Source organism: Variovorax sp. Varisp53 (assembly GCF_059491555.1).
The window spans coordinates 200,538-215,360 of the sequence record NZ_CP168512.1 but is presented as its reverse complement, the minus strand read 5'-3'; the positions used below and the strand labels follow the sequence as shown (position 1 = coordinate 215,360).

At 68.1% G+C, this 14,823-nt stretch carries 14 protein-coding genes; 11 read left to right on the top strand and 3 right to left on the bottom strand.

The window, feature by feature from the left end; all coding sequences use genetic code 11:
• Positions 1-69: 69 nt before the first annotated feature.
• The 6 genes from ACEOAB_RS00975 to ACEOAB_RS00950 all read left to right on the top strand — a co-directional run bounded on the left by ACEOAB_RS00975 (position 70) and on the right by ACEOAB_RS00950 (position 7,793).
• Positions 70-1,680, top strand: a complete 1,611-nt coding sequence (locus tag ACEOAB_RS00975; RefSeq protein WP_413749364.1) for an acyl-CoA carboxylase subunit beta — start codon at positions 70-72, stop codon at positions 1,678-1,680.
• Positions 1,677-3,626 (top strand): acetyl/propionyl/methylcrotonyl-CoA carboxylase subunit alpha, encoded by a 1,950-nt coding sequence (locus ACEOAB_RS00970; protein WP_413749365.1) that lies wholly within the window; start codon positions 1,677-1,679, stop codon positions 3,624-3,626. Before ACEOAB_RS00975 ends, ACEOAB_RS00970 begins: the two co-directional genes overlap by 4 nt.
• Positions 3,627-3,657: 31 nt before the next feature.
• Positions 3,658-4,572, top strand: a complete 915-nt coding sequence (locus ACEOAB_RS00965; protein ID WP_413749366.1) for an SDR family oxidoreductase — start codon at positions 3,658-3,660, stop codon at positions 4,570-4,572.
• 15 nt (positions 4,573-4,587) lie between these two features.
• A complete protein-coding gene (locus ACEOAB_RS00960; RefSeq protein ID WP_413749367.1) occupies positions 4,588-5,748 on the top strand; it encodes an acyl-CoA dehydrogenase family protein in 1,161 nt (386 codons plus the stop codon).
• A 7-nt stretch (positions 5,749-5,755) separates the two neighbouring features.
• On the top strand, positions 5,756-6,919 hold the full coding sequence (locus ACEOAB_RS00955) for an acyl-CoA dehydrogenase family protein (protein ID WP_413749368.1): 1,164 nt from the start codon (positions 5,756-5,758) through the stop codon (positions 6,917-6,919).
• Between the two features lie 166 nt (positions 6,920-7,085).
• The gene (locus tag ACEOAB_RS00950; protein WP_413749373.1) at positions 7,086-7,793 is read left to right on the top strand and encodes a slipin family protein; all 708 of its coding nucleotides are present in this window, start codon (positions 7,086-7,088) and stop codon (positions 7,791-7,793) included.
• Between the two features lie 16 nt (positions 7,794-7,809).
• Here ACEOAB_RS00950 and ACEOAB_RS00945 read toward each other — a convergent pair whose 3' ends face one another.
• Positions 7,810-9,087, bottom strand: a complete 1,278-nt coding sequence (locus tag ACEOAB_RS00945) for a DEAD/DEAH box helicase (RefSeq protein ID WP_495653375.1) — start codon at positions 9,085-9,087, stop codon at positions 7,810-7,812.
• 44 nt (positions 9,088-9,131) lie between these two features.
• Between ACEOAB_RS00945 and ACEOAB_RS00940 the strand changes: the two genes are divergently transcribed.
• From ACEOAB_RS00940 to ACEOAB_RS00920, 5 genes are all read left to right on the top strand, one after another.
• Positions 9,132-9,506, top strand: a complete 375-nt coding sequence (locus ACEOAB_RS00940) for a translation initiation factor Sui1 (protein ID WP_007835451.1) — start codon at positions 9,132-9,134, stop codon at positions 9,504-9,506.
• Between the two features lie 6 nt (positions 9,507-9,512).
• Positions 9,513-9,749 (top strand): DUF3820 family protein, encoded by a 237-nt coding sequence (locus ACEOAB_RS00935; RefSeq protein WP_007835452.1) that lies wholly within the window; start codon positions 9,513-9,515, stop codon positions 9,747-9,749.
• Between the two features lie 181 nt (positions 9,750-9,930).
• Positions 9,931-10,335 carry an RNA-binding regulator gene (gene rbp / locus ACEOAB_RS00930; RefSeq protein WP_495653374.1) on the top strand — a complete coding sequence of 135 codons (405 nt, stop codon included), beginning with the start codon at positions 9,931-9,933 and terminating at the stop codon, positions 10,333-10,335.
• A 196-nt stretch (positions 10,336-10,531) separates the two neighbouring features.
• On the top strand, positions 10,532-11,020 hold the full coding sequence (locus tag ACEOAB_RS00925; RefSeq protein WP_007835454.1) for a tripartite tricarboxylate transporter TctB family protein: 489 nt from the start codon (positions 10,532-10,534) through the stop codon (positions 11,018-11,020).
• A 13-nt stretch (positions 11,021-11,033) separates the two neighbouring features.
• Positions 11,034-12,545: a tripartite tricarboxylate transporter permease gene (locus ACEOAB_RS00920; RefSeq protein WP_056587933.1), complete on the top strand. Its 1,512-nt coding sequence runs from the start codon at positions 11,034-11,036 to the stop codon at positions 12,543-12,545.
• A 106-nt stretch (positions 12,546-12,651) separates the two neighbouring features.
• On the opposite strand, the gene chrA is transcribed toward ACEOAB_RS00920, so the two are convergent.
• The gene (gene chrA, locus ACEOAB_RS00915) at positions 12,652-14,016 is read right to left on the bottom strand and encodes a chromate efflux transporter (protein ID WP_413749371.1); all 1,365 of its coding nucleotides are present in this window, start codon (positions 14,014-14,016) and stop codon (positions 12,652-12,654) included.
• A gap of 20 nt (positions 14,017-14,036) precedes the next feature.
• The gene (locus tag ACEOAB_RS00910) at positions 14,037-14,795 is read right to left on the bottom strand and encodes a TSUP family transporter (protein WP_056587939.1); all 759 of its coding nucleotides are present in this window, start codon (positions 14,793-14,795) and stop codon (positions 14,037-14,039) included.
• Positions 14,796-14,823: the final 28 nt, after the last annotated feature.

The following is a 14,823-nucleotide window of genomic DNA, read 5'->3' as shown; positions in this document are numbered from 1 at the left end:
GCAAGCGGGGGCGGCGCCCGCCCCTAGAGTCGGTGCAGAGCGAAAACACGCGACCTGCACAGACTCCACATGTCAGTCATCGAATCCCGGCTGCAAACGGCCAGCGACACCTTCCAGGCCAACCGCACCGACATGCTCGCGCTGCTCGGCCAGGTGCACAGGCACGAGGCTCGCGCCGTGGCCGCCTCCAGCGCCTCGGCCGAGCGCTTCGGCAAGCGCGGGCAGCTGCTGCCGCGCGAGCGCATCGCGCTGCTGCTCGACACGGGCGCGCCCTTCCTGCCGCTGGCCTCGCTCGCGGGGCTGGGGCATGACGATCCCGATCTGGCCAGGAGCGTGCCGGGCGGCGGCCTGATCTCCGGCATCGGCCAGGTGTCGGGCGTGCGCTGCATGGTCAGCGCCTCCGACTCGGGCATCGATGCCGGCGCGCTGCAGCCCATGGGCCTGGACAAGCAGCTGCGCGTGCAGGAGATCGCGCTCGAGAACAAACTGCCCTACGTGCAGCTGGTGGAAAGCGCCGGCGCCAACCTCATGCAGTACCGCGTGCAGGACTTCGTGCGCGGCGGCAACATCTTCCGCAACCTCGCGCGGCTGTCGGCCGCGGGGCTGCCGGTGGTGACGGTGACGCACGGCTCCTCGACCGCGGGCGGCGCCTACCAGACCGGGCTGTCCGACTACATCGTGATGGTGCGCGACCGCACGCGGGCCTTTCTCGCGGGGCCGCCGCTGCTGAAGGCGGCCACCGGCGAGATCGCGACCGAAGAAGAGCTGGGCGGCGCCGTGATGCACACCCACATCTCGGGCCTGGGCGACTACCTGGCGGAAGACGACCGCGACGCCATCCGCATCGCGCGCGCCATCCTCGGCGGCATCGACTGGGCGCGCCCCGAGGCGCCGCGCCAATTCACGCCACCGCGCTACGACGCCGAAGACCTGCTCGGCATCATGCCCAGCGACGGCCGGCGACCGGTGGACATGCGCGAGGTGATCGCGCGCATCGCCGACGGTTCGGAGTTCCTGGCGTTCAGCGAGCACTACGGCAGCGCCACCGTCTGCGGCCACATCCGGCTCGAAGGGCATGCGGTGGGCATCGTCACCAACAACGGCCCCATCGACTCCGACGGCGCGACCAAGGCCACGCATTTCATCCAGGCCTGCTGCCAGTCGCGCACGCCCATCGTCTACCTGCAGAACATCACGGGCTACATGGTGGGCCGCGCGCACGAGGAGGCCGGCATCATCAAGCACGGCGCGAAGATGATCCAGGCCGTGACCAATGCCAACGTGCCGCAGATCACGCTGCATTGCGGTGCCTCGTACGGTGCGGGCAACTACGGCATGTGCGGCCGCGGCTTCGCGCCGCGCTTCTGCTTCTCGTGGCCCAACGCGCGCACCGCGGTGATGGGCGGCGAGCAGGCGGCGAAGACCATGGCCATCGTGATGGAGGCAGGCATGGCGCGAAAGGGGGCGGTCGATCACGCGAAGATCGAAGCGATGCAGCAGCAGGTCGTCGAGCGCTTCGAGCGGCAGATGAGCGTGTTCACCACCAGCGCGCTGCTGCTGGACGACGGCGTGATCGATCCGCGCGACACGCGCGCGGTGCTGGCCGAGGTTCTTTCCGTGTGCCGCGATGCCGATGCGCGCGTGCCGCAGCCGATGCAGTTTTCGGTGGCACGGCCATGAGCAGCGCGTTCCACAAGATCCTGATCGCGAACCGCGGCGAGATCGCGGTGCGCGTGATGCGCACCGCGCGCGCCATGGGCTGCCGCACGGTGGCCGTGTATTCGAGCGCGGATGCGGATGCCGAGCATGTGCGGCAGGCCGACGAGGCGGTGTGGATCGGCGAGTCACTGCCCGCGCAGAGCTACCTGAACATCGCCGCGATCGTCGAGGCCACGCATGCGAGCGGCGCCGATGCGGTGCACCCGGGCTACGGCTTCCTCGCGGAGAACGCGGCATTCGCACAGGCCTGCCGCGATGCGGGGCTGGTCTTCATCGGGCCATCGCCCGAAGCCATCCGCGCGATGGGCGACAAGGCCGGCGCCAAGCGGCTGATGCAGACGGCGGGCGTGCCATGCATTCCGGGCTACCAGGGCGAAGACCAACGCACGGAAAAGCTCGCGGCCGAGGCGGCACGCATCGGCTGGCCCGTGATGATCAAGGCGACCGCGGGCGGCGGCGGGCGCGGCATGCGGCTCGTCACCTCGGCGGCGAACTTCGCCGAGCAGCTGCACAGCGCGCAGTCCGAAGCGCTCAATGCCTTCGGCGATGCCACCGTGATCCTGGAGCGCGCCATCGTCGCGCCGCGCCATATCGAGATCCAGGTGTTCGCCGATCGGCACGGCAACGCCATCCATCTCGGCGAACGCGACTGCTCGGTGCAGCGGCGGCACCAGAAGGTGATCGAGGAAGCGCCCTCGCCGGCCGTGTCCGGCGCGCTGCGCGAACGCATGGGCGCGACCGCCGTCGCGGCGGCGAAAGCCATCGCGTACGAAGGCGCGGGCACATTGGAATTTCTGCTCGATGCAGAGGGCCAGTACTGGTTCATGGAAATGAACACGCGCCTGCAGGTGGAGCACCCCGTGACCGAAGCAGTGACGGGCCTCGACCTGGTCGAGCTGCAACTGCGCGTCGCGGCCGGCGAGCCCCTGCCCTTGACGCAGCAGGAGGTGCGCATCGCCGGCCATGCAATCGAGGTGCGCCTGTGCGCCGAAGACCCGCAGCAGGGCTTCCTGCCGCAAAGCGGCACGCTCACGGCATGGCGGCCTTCGCCCGCGCTGCGCACCGAGCACGCCTTGCGCGACGGTGCCGCCGTGCCGCCCTTCTACGACTCGATGATCGCCAAGCTCGTGGCGCACGGCCGCACACGCGAGGAAGCCCGGCAGCGGCTGGTCGCGGGCCTGCAGGACACGGTGGCGCTCGGCCTCTCGACCAACCAGCAACTGCTGCAGCGTGCACTGTCGCACGATGTGTTCGCGAGCGGCGCGGCAACGACCGCCTTCATCGGCGATCACCTCGAATCGCTGCTTGCCGCGGATGCCGTCGACGACACCCGCGCTGCATTGCTGGCGGCGCTGCTGCTGCAACTGGGCGAGCGCGGCTGGCCCTCGCCGCTGGCGCACACGCTTCCCAATTCCCTGCGCTTCTCGCTCCATGGCGTGGTGCGTGCGGCTCGAGTGACACCTCGTGGTGGTGGCCGATTCGACATCGCACTGGACGGCGCAGCCCCCGTGCAGCTCGCATTGCTCGCACTGCCTGGCGACGGCAGCCTGCGCTTCTCGTGCGGCGGTCTGGCCGAGCAGGCGTTCGTCGCGCGGCAAGCCGAACGCGTGGATTTCCACTTTCGCGGCCAGTCGTTCCGATTGGAGAACCTCACGCACGTCGCGGTGGCGCGCACCGACGGCACCGGCAGCGACGGCCTGCTGCGCGCCTCCATGAACGGCCGGGTGATCGCGCTGCTCGTGGCCGAAGGCGATGCGGTCGCCGCGGGCCAGCCGCTGGTCACGCTCGAAGCGATGAAGATGGAGCACGTCCATTGCGCGCCCCGCGCCGGCCGAGTCGCCCTGCATGTCGCGGTGGGCGCGCAGGTGGCCGCGCGCCATGTGGTCGCGCAGGTCGCGGATGCATGACGGCTCCAATCCATTCCCGAAGGTCATCCGCATGAACGCTCCTACTTCCCGCTACCGCTCCGTCTTCGCGCCCGGCCTGTTCGACGGACAGGTCATCGTCGTCACCGGCGGCGGCTCCGGCATCGGCCGCTGCACCGCGCACGAGCTCGCAGCGCTCGGCGCGCAGGTGGTGCTGGTCGGCCGCAAGCCCGAGAAGCTCGAGCAGGTCAAGGCCGAGATCGAAGCCAGCGGCGGCAAGGCAAGCACGCAGGCCTTCGACATCCGGCAGGAAGAAGCGGTGCGCGCGGCCATCGCCGCTGTCATTTCCGCCCATGGCCGCATCGACGGCCTGGTGAACAACGCGGGCGGCCAGTACATCACGCCGCTCGCCGCGATCACGGCCAAGGGTTGGGAGGCGGTGATCCGCACCAACCTCACGGGCGGCTTCCTGGTCACGCGCGAGTGCTTCGTGCAGAGCATGCAGGCCAACGGCGGCGCCATCGTCAACATCGTGGCCGATATCTGGGGCTCGATGCCCAACATGGGCCACAGCGGCGCGGCGCGCGCCGGCATGGTGAGCTTCACCGAGACCGCCGCACTCGAATGGGCCGCGAGCGGCGTGCGCGTGAACGCGGTGGCGCCGGGCTACATCGCCTCGAGCGGCATGGACCACTACCCGCCCGAGGCCGGCGACATGCTGCGCGCCATGCGCAACACCGTGCCCGCGGGCCGCTTCGGCAACGAGGCCGAGACCTCTGCCGCCATTGCCTTCCTGCTGAGCCCCGCGGCCAGCTTCATCAGCGGCAGCGTGCTGCGCGTGGACGGCGCGCGGCCGCAGGTGCGCATGGGCTGGCCGATGGAGATTCCCGATGCGCAGGCACAGCAGCGCGCGGCGGTGAGGCCTTTCGACGGCTTTCACCTCGCGCAGACGCCGCGCGTGTTCCAGAACGACGAGCCCAACGACTGATTGGAGACAAGCGACATGCAGTACACCCACGAACACCTCGAGATCCAGAAGACCCTGCGCCGCTTCATCGACGAAGAGATCAACCCGCACGTGGACGAATGGGAAGAGGCAGAGATCTTCCCCGCGCACGAGGTCTTCAAGAAGCTCGGCAACCTGGGCATGCTGGGGCTGAACAAGCCCGAGGCCTTCGGCGGCGCGGGGCTCGACTACTCGTATGCGATGGCGATGGCCGAGGCGCTCGGCCACGTGAGCTGCGGCGGCGTGCCGATGGCCATCGGCGTGCAGACCGACATGTGCACGCCCGCGCTCGCACGCTTCGGCAGCGACGAACTGCGCCGCGAATTCCTCATGCCCGCCATTGCCGGTGACACGGTCGGCTGCATCGGCGTGAGCGAGCCCGGCGCGGGCAGCGACGTCGCGGGCCTCAAGAGCCACGCGCGCAAGGACGGCGACGACTACCTCATCAGTGGCCAGAAAATGTGGATCACCAACAGCCTGCAGGCCGACTGGATGTGCATGCTGGTCAACACCAGCGACGGACCGGTGCACCGCAACAAGTCGCTCGTGATGGTGCCGATGGACAGCCCCGGCATCGAGAAGGCGAAGAAGATCCGCAAGATCGGCATGAACTCGAGCGACACCGGGCTCATCTACTTCGACAACGTGCGCGTGCCGCAACGCTTTCGCATCGGCGAGGAAGGCCAGGGCTTCGTCTACCAGATGCAGCAGTTCCAGGAAGAGCGCCTGTGGGCCGCCGCAAGCTCGCTCGAACCGATGGAAGACTGCATCGCGCAGACCATCGAGTGGGCACAGCAGCGCCACATGTTCGGCGGCACGCTGGCCGACCAGCAGTGGGTGCAGTTCAAGCTGGCCGAACTCAAGACCGAGGTGGAGGCGTTGCGCGCGCTGACCTACCGCGCCTGCGACCTGCACGTGCAGGGCGAGGACGTGCTCGAGCTCGCGTCGATGGCCAAGCTCAAGACCGGCCGCCTCACGCGGCAGGTGGCGGACACCTGCCTGCAGTTCTGGGGCGGGATGGGCTTCACGCTCGAGAACCGCGTCTCGCGCCTGTACCGCGACGGCCGGCTCGGCTCCATCGGCGGCGGCGCGGACGAGGTCATGCTCGGCATCCTCGCAAAGACGATGGGCATCGCGAAGCGGCCGCCGCGCGGCTGAGGCGCCCATGGACGCCGAACTGCAAGCCGACCGCGCGGCGCTCGCCGACACGGTGCGGCGCTTTGCCGAAAGCGAGATCGCGCCGAACGTGCAGGCCTGGGATGAAGCGGGCGAGTTTCCGCGCGCGCTCTACGCACGTGCCGCCGAACTGGGATTGCTCGGACTGGGCTACCCCGAAGACCTGGGCGGTACGCCCGCCTCGTATTCGCTCAAGCTGCCCGCATGGATCGCACTCGCGCGCCACGGCAAGAGCGGCGGTGTGCTCGCAAGCCTGTTCTCGCACAACATCGGATTGCCGCCTGTGGTGCTGCATGCGAGCGACACGGCGCGCCGCGAGGTCGTGCCGCCGGTGCTGCGCGGCGAGAAGATCGCGGCGCTCGCCATCACCGAGCCCGGCGGCGGCTCAGACGTGGCCGCGCTGCGCACCACCGCAAGGCGCGACGGCGGCGACTACGTGGTGAACGGCGAGAAGACCTTCATCACCTCGGGCATGCGCGCCGACTGGATCACGGTGGCCGTGCGCACCGGCGAAGGGCGCGGCGCGGGCGGCATCTCGATGCTCCTCGTGCCCGGCGATGCGCCCGGCCTTTCGCGCACGCGCCTCGCGAAGATGGGCTGGCTGTGCTCCGACACCGCGACGCTGCACTTCGACAACGTGCGCGTGCCGGCGCGCTACCTGCTCGGCGGCGAAGGCGCGGGCTTCCGCATGGTCATGGGCAACTTCAACGGCGAGCGCATCGGGCTCGCGGCGGGCGCGCTCGGTTTCTCGCAGGCCTGCCTCGACGAGGCGCTGGCCTGGGCGCGCGATCGCAGGACATTCGGCGCCGCGCTGATCGAGCACCAGGCGGTGCGCCACAAATTGGTCGACATGCAGATGCGCATCGCCTCCACCGAGGCGTGGATCGAGGCGGTTTCGGCCGAGGGCGATGCGCACGAAACGGCCGGGCGCTTCAACGCACCCGAATGGGTCGCGCGGGTCTGCATGCTGAAGAACCATGCGACGCAGACCATGCAGTTCTGCGCCGACCAGGCGGTGCAGATCCTCGGCGGCATGGGTTTCATGCGCGGCACGGTGAGCGAGCGCATCTACCGCGAGGTGAAGGTGATGATGATCGGCGGCGGGGCCGAGGAGATCATGAAGGAACTGGCGGCCAGGCAGATGGGCTGGTAGGCGCGCGCCTACAAAAGGCGCCGGGGGCGATCCCTGTTCGGCGCCTGTCTGGAACGCTTGCGCCATGCGCGTGTCGAACAATCCAGCGGCCCTTGCCGGGTCGCAGGAGACCACCATGCTCTCTTTCACTTACGGCATCGGCGCCTTCATCCTCGTGTTGCTGGTGATGCTGGCCTTTTCCGCCATCTGGATCTTCCGCGAATACGAGCGCGGCATCGTGTTTACGCTGGGGCGTTTCACGCGGGTCGCGGGCCCCGGGCTGGTGGTCGTGATACCGGCCATCCAGCAGGTGGTGCGCGTCGACCTGCGCACCGTGGTGCTCGAAGTGCCGACGCAGGACGTGATCTCTCGCGACAACGTGTCGGTCAAGGTCAGCGCGGTCGTCTACTTCCGCATCGTCGACGCAGAGAAGGCGATCATCCAGGTCAAGGATTTCTTCAATGCCACCAGCCAGCTGGCCCAGACCACGCTGCGCTCGGTGCTCGGCAAGCACCAGCTCGACGACATGCTGGCCGAGCGCGAGAAGCTCAACCTCGACGTGCGCGAGTCGCTGGACGTGCAGACGGCGTCATGGGGCATCAAGGTGTCGAACGTGGAGATCAAGCAGATCGACCTCACCGAATCGATGGTGCGCGCCATCGCGCGGCAGGCCGAGGCCGAACGCGAACGGCGCGCCAAGGTGATCCACGCCGAGGGCGAGCTGCAGGCCTCGGAAAAGCTGTTCCAGGCCGCGCGCGTGCTGGCGCAGGAGCCGCAGGCGATCCAGCTGCGCTACCTGGAGACGCTAACGGTGATCGGCGCGGACAAGAACACGACCATCGTGTTCCCGCTGCCGGTGGACCTGCTGACGAGCTTCCTGGGCAAGCGCTCGTAGCCTGCGCGGCACAGGGTCAGTCGTTCTTCTCGGGCGTTTCGCCCCGTGCAGCCGCAAGCGCAGCCGCCGCGCGCAGCTTGTCCTTCTTGCTCGGCCGCTTGCCCTTGACGCCGCCGGTACCCGACGCATCGACCACGGGCACCGCCACCTCCGTCGGCTCGAAGCCTTCGACGCGCTCGCGCGGCAGGCTCAGCCCCTGGCGCTTCTCGATCAGCCGGAAGTGCGCCTCGGTGGCCGCGCTCACGAAGCTGATCGCCAGTCCGCTCTCGCCCGCGCGGCCGGTGCGGCCGATGCGGTGGATGTAGTCGGTCGGCGAGCGCGGCAGGTCGTAGTTGATGACCACGGGCAGCTGCGCGATGTCGATGCCGCGCGCCGCGAGGTCGGTGGCGATCACCACGTCCCAGCGGCTCTGCTTGAACTGCGAAAGGATGTCGGTGCGCGTACCCTGCGCGATGTCGCCGTGGAAGGGCACGGCGTAGATGCCGTTCTTGTAGAGCTTCTCGGCCACGGTCTGCGCCGCATGCTGCGTGGCGACGAAGACCAGCACGCGGTCCCATTCGCCTTCGTGCTGCTTCAGCAGATGGCGCAGCAACTGCGTGCGGCGGATGGCGTCGACCTCGATCACGCGCTGCACGATGTTCGGCTCGGTGCCGGGCTCGCCCTGCACGTCGACGACGGCCGGATCGCGCAGCATGCCGTCGGCCAGCGCCTGGATGGCGCTCGGGAAGGTGGCGGAGAACAGCAGGTTCTGGCGCTGCTTCGGCAAGAGCGCGAGGATGCGGCCGAGCTCTTCGGCAAAGCCGAGGTCGAACAGGCGGTCGGCCTCGTCGAGCACCAGCGTCGACACGGCATCGAGCTTCAGCGCGTTGTGGTCGGCGAGGTCGAGCAGCCGGCCCGGCGTGGCGACGACGATGTCGGCACCGCCGCGCAGGCTCATCATCTGCGGGTTGATCGACACGCCGCCGAAGGCGACGACGATCTTCAGGCGCTCGGGCAGGTGCTGCGCCAGGCTGCGCATGGTCTCGCCGACCTGGGCCGCGAGCTCGCGCGTGGGCACGAGCACCAGCGCGCGCACGCGGCGCGAGCCCTGTGCGCGCTCGGCGCCCAGGCGCTGCAGCAGGGGCAGGGAAAATGCGGCTGTCTTGCCGGAGCCGGTCTGCGCCGAGCCCCGCAGGTCGCGGCCTTGCAGAATCGCGGGGATGGCCGCGGCCTGGATGGCGGTCGGCGCGGCATAGCCGCTTTGGGCGGCGGCCTGCACGAGCGCGGGGGCCAGGCCCAGTGAGTCGAATGGCATGTAAGCAGACACAGAAGAGAAGAAAGACGGATCGGATGTCGACGATGAAACAGCAGCGCAATCAGGCCGGCAGCGCCCTGGTGTACTCCACCGAGGCGGGCGGCCGCATGTGCCCCGGCTGCGGCGAGCCCATGGCCCGGTGCCGCTGCAAGGAACTCAAGGCGCGCCTGCCGGCCACGGACGGCATTGTCCGCGTATCGCACGAAACCAAGGGACGCAAGGGCAAGGGCGTGACCGTCGTCAAGGGCGTGGCGCTCGATGCGGAAGGCCTCGCGGCGCTCGGCAAGCAGCTGAAAACGGCCTGCGGCTCGGGCGGCACGGTGAAGGACGGCGTGATCGAGATCCAGGGCGACCACCGCGAACTGGTGGTCGCGGCGCTGGTGAAGCAGGGCCACACGGTCAAGCGGGCGGGAGGCTGAGCACCGATGCAACCCGAAGACCTGCAGCGCCTGGTGACGCTCCAAATGCCTTTTGGCAAGCACAAGGGCACGCTGATTGCCGATTTGCCCGGAAATTACCTGACCTGGTTTGCACGCGAGGGTTTTCCCTCAGGAGAAATTGGCCGGCTGCTCGCGCTGATGCATGAAATAGACCACAACGGGCTCTCCGGCCTGCTGAAACCGTTGCGAAACCGCCCATCGGGCCGAGATGTTTCTCAATAACACACGATTTCCCCACGCTTTTTGTAAATCGGGCCGGATAATCCGGCCTACGTGTCTGTGAGCTTTGTCTCCCGTGCACGTAATTCGGTGATCGGTCAGTTTCGCGCCACAGCGCATTTTGTTTGTTGTGATTCTGGGACTCCATCGCTTTGTCTTGTTGGTTTGAATTAGGAGTCCCTCAATGGGCAAGAAACTCTACGTAGGCAACCTCGCCTACTCCGTGCGTGACAACGATCTGGAACAAGCCTTCGGCGAGTTCGGCGCCATCGTCAGCGCCAAGGTCATGATGGAACGTGACACCGGCCGTTCGAAGGGCTTCGGCTTTGTCGAAATGGGTTCGGATGCCGAAGCACTGGCAGCCATTGAAGCCATGAACGGCCACTCGCTGCAGGGCCGCGCCCTGACGGTGAACGAAGCCCGTCCGATGGAAGCCCGTCCCCCCCGCAGCGGTGGTGGCGGCGGCGGCTACGGTGGTGGCGGCGGTGGCGGCTACGGCGGTGGTGGCGGCTACGGCGGCGGTGGCGGTGGCCGCAGCGGTGGTGGCGGCGGCTACGGCGGCGGCGGCGGTGGTCGCGGCGGCTACTAAGCCCTTCCCTCCAGAGCCTTCGGGCTTCTGAATGAAAAGCTCCTTCGGGAGCTTTTTTCGTTTCTGCGCCAGGCTAGAGCGCCTTCGTCAGCTCGGCCTAATGAAAACCCGGTAAGCAATAGTCCGTACCTCCACGGTCAGCCAACAGTCAGCCGCGCAGAACGACCCTCGACCCTTCATATAAGAGGGGCGAGACATGCGCATCAAGAGTCAGGCGGACTTCTTCTCAGGAGTCATGTTCACTGCCGTGGGAGGAGCCTTTGCGATAGGCGCCACCACCTACACCGTCGGCAACGGTGCCCGCATGGGACCGGGTTACTTCCCGCTGATGCTCGGCATCCTGCTGGCCGTCCTCGGTGCCATCATCATGTTCCAGGCACTGGTGGTCGAAACCCCCACCGGCGACCCGATCGGCAAATGGGCCTGGAAGCCGCTGGCCTTCGTGCTCGGCGCCAACCTCGCCTTCGGCGTGCTGCTGGGCGGGCTGCCCAGCATCGGGCTGCCGGCGATGGGAATGATCATCGCGATCTACGCGCTCACGATCATCTCGAGCATGGCGGGCGAGCACTTCAAGCTGCGCGACGTGCTGATTCTCTCCACCATCCTGGCGGCCGGCAGCTACGTGGCCTTCATCTGGGCGCTGAAGCTCCAGATCCAGGTCTGGCCTACTTTCATTTCGGGTTGAGGAGCGCATCGCCATGGAACTGTTCCACAACCTCGCGACCGGCTTCGGCGTCGCGTTCACCTTCACCAACCTGCTGTACTGCCTGGTCGGCTGCATCCTGGGCACGCTGATCGGCGTGCTGCCCGGCATCGGCCCGGTCGCGACCATCGCGATGCTGCTGCCCGCCACGTATGCGCTGCCGCCCGTGTCGGCGCTGATCATGCTGGCCGGCATCTATTACGGCGCGCAGTACGGCGGCTCGACCACGGCCATCCTGGTGAACCTGCCCGGGGAGTCGTCCTCGGTGGTCACCTGTATCGACGGCTACCAAATGGCAAGGCAGGGCCGCGCAGGCCCGGCGCTCGCCGCCGCGGGCCTGGGCTCGTTCTTCGCGGGCTGCGTCGGTACGCTGATCCTGGCCGCCTTCGCACCGCCGCTGACCGAGCTGGCCTTCAAGTTCGGCCCGGCCGAATACTTCTCGCTGATGGTGCTGGGCCTGATCGGCGCCGTGGTGCTGGCCTCGGGCTCGCTGCTGAAGGCGGTGGCGATGATCGTGCTCGGCCTGCTGCTGGGCATCGTCGGCACCGACGTGAATTCGGGCGTGGCGCGCTACAGCTTCGACATTCCTGAACTCACCGACGGCATCGGCTTCGTGGTGATCGCCATGGGCGTGTTCGGCTACGGCGAAATCATCGGCAACCTCTCGCAGCCCGACGACGAGCGCGAGGTGTTCACGCACAAGGTGAAGGGCCTGTGGCCCACCAAGGAAGACTTCAAGCGCATGACGCCCGCCGTGCTGCGCGGCACGGCGCTGGGCTCGGCGCTGGGCATCCTGCCCGGCGGCGGCGCGCTGCTGGCGGCCTTCGCGGCCTATGCGCTTGAAAAGAAGATCAAGATGCGCCCCGGCGAAGTCGCCTTCGGCAAGGGCAACATCCGCGGCGTGGCTTCGCCCGAGTCGGCCAACAATGCCGGTGCGCAAACCTCCTTCATCCCGCTGCTGACGCTGGGCATTCCGCCCAATGCGGTGATGGCGCTGATGGTGGGTGCGATGACGATCCACAACATCCAGCCGGGCCCGCAGGTCATGACCAGCAACCCCGAACTGTTCTGGGGCCTGATCGCCTCGATGTGGATCGGCAACGCGATGCTGATCGTGCTGAACCTGCCGCTGATCGGCATGTGGATCAAGCTGCTGACGGTGCCCTACAAGTTCCTGTTCCCGGCGATCGTGCTGTTCTGCGCGATTGGCGTGTACTCGACCAACAACAACACCTTCGACATCTGGATGGTGGCGGCCTTCGGCTTCATCGGCTACCTGTTCCTGAAGCTGCGCACGGAGCCCGCCCCGCTGCTGCTGGGCTTCATCCTGGGCCCGATGATGGAAGAGAACCTGCGGCGCGCACTGCTGCTGTCGCGCGGCGCGTGGAGCGTGTTCGTCACGCGGCCGCTGTCGGCGGGGCTGCTGGTGGCTGCGGCGCTGCTGCTGGGCATCGTGCTGCTGCCGGCGATCAAGGCCAAGCGCGAAGAAGCCTTCGTCGAAGAGTAGTTGGCTCGCCCCCAGGCTGCGCGCACTTCGTGTCGCTACGCCTTCCCCCTACCGGGGGCAACACCTGCGGCCCGGCAAAGCCGGTTCCGCGGTGTTCCACGAAAAGTCAGTGCTGTAGCAAGCGCAGCACCACCAACTGCCACGCCAGCCCTAGCAAGGCCGCGCCCAGCACCACCGGGATCACCCCGGCCTTGAAGCGGAACAGCGCCACGGCGGCGATCAGCCCGATCGCCGCCGATGCCGCGTCGAAACCACCGCCCGCGCCCTTCGGCCACAGCACGTGCCAGGCGAAGAACACCGCGAGGTTGACGATCACGCCCACCACGGCCGCCGTGATGGCCGTCAGCGGCGCGGTGAGCTTCAGGTTGCCGTGCGTCGATTCGATGAACGGGCCGCCCAGCAGGATGAACAGGAACGACGGCAGGAAGGTGAAGAAGCTCACCACCGTCGCCGCCACCGCGCCCGCCAGGAACAACGACTGCCCGCCGAACAGCGACTGGTTCCAGCCGCCCACGAAACCCACGAACGACACCACCATGATCAGCGGCCCCGGCGTGGTTTCGCCCAGCGCGAGCCCGTCGATCATCTGCGTAGCGCTGAGCCAGCCGTAGTGGTCGACCGCGCCCTGGAACACGTAGGGCAGCACCGCATAGGCGCCGCCGAAAGTCAGCAGCGCGGCCTTGGTGAAGAACCAGCCCATCTGCGTGAGCGCGCCGTGCCAGCCGAACAGTGCCGCGAGGGCGCCGATGGCGACGAGCCAGAGTGCGAGGAACACGCCCAGCACGCGCAAGAAGCGGCCCCAGCCGAAGCGCGCATGCGCGGGTGTCGGCGTGTCGTCGTCGATCAGCGCGGGGCCGACCGAGGCTGCCGCCGCAGCGTGAGCGCCGCCCGGCGCGAAGCGCTCCGGTGCCACCCGGCTGCCAAGGTAGCCGATGGCCCCCGCCACGAGCACGATCGGCGGAAACGGCACGCGAAGGGCAAAGATCGCCACGAATGCCGCGGCGGCGATTGCCCACAGCCAGGCGTTCTTCAGCACCCGAGAGCCGATGCGCCAGGCCGCGAACAGCACGATGGCCGTCACCGCGGGCTTTACGCCGTAGAGCAGCCCCGCCACCGCCGGCACCTGTCCGTACGCCATGTAGACCCACGACAGCGCGATCAGGATGAACAGCGACGGCAGCACGAACAGCCCTCCCGCCACGATGCCGCCCCAGGTGCGGTGCATGAGCCAGCCGATATAGGTCGCCAGCTGCTGCGCCTCGGGGCCGGGCAGCACCATGCAGTAATTCAGCGCATGGAGGAATCGCTTCTCCGAGATCCAGCGGCGGCGCTCCACCAGCTCCTGGTGCATCAGCGCGATCTGCCCGGCCGGCCCGCCGAAGCTGATGAAGCCCAGCTTGAGCCAGTAGCCGAAGGCCTGCCAGAAGCTGACGGGGGCGAGCGGCTCGGCAGGCGCTTCGGGGGAGGACATCGGCTGACTTTCTTGTTTCGCTATTTCAGGAATGCGTCGTACGCGGTCTTCAGGATCAGCGCGCTCACCACCACGATGAACACCACCCGAACGAAGCCCGCCCCGTGCTTCAGTGCAACCCGCGTGCCGAGCAGGCTGCCGGCCACGTTGGCCACCGCCATCACCAGCCCGTAGTGCCACCAGACATGGCCCTTGGCAGCCAGCAGGATCAGCGCCGCGGCGTTGGTCAGCGTGTTGATGATCTTGGCCGAGGCCGAGGCGTTGAGGAAGTCGTAGCCCATCCAGCGCACGAACAGGAACACCAGGAAGCTCCCCGCGCCCGGCCCGAAGAAGCCGTCATAGAACCCGATCGACAGGCCGATGGTGCAGGCCGCCAGCGTCTCGGCCCGGCCGGAGAAGCGCGGCGCATGCATCCGGCCCATGTCCTTGCGCGCCAGCGTGTAGAGCAGCACGCCCAGCAGGATGACCGGCAGCGCCCGGCGCAGGAAGTCGCCCGGGAATAGCGTGACGCCCCAGGCGCCCAGCATCGAGCCGGCGAAACCGAGCACCGCGGCGGGCCAAAGGGCGCCCCAGCGCATCTGCACACGCTGGCTGAACTGGGCCGCGGCGGCGGCCGTGCCCCAAATGGACGCACTCTTGTTGGTGCCCAGCAGCGTTGCCGGGGTCGCGCCCGGGAACACGGCAAACAGCGCCGGCACCAGGATCAACCCGCCTCCACCCACGATCGAATCGACAAAACCCGCGAGCAGCGAAGCGCCCGTCACCACCAGCATTTCCATGGCGGCGATTGTCTCACTCGTGGCGCTA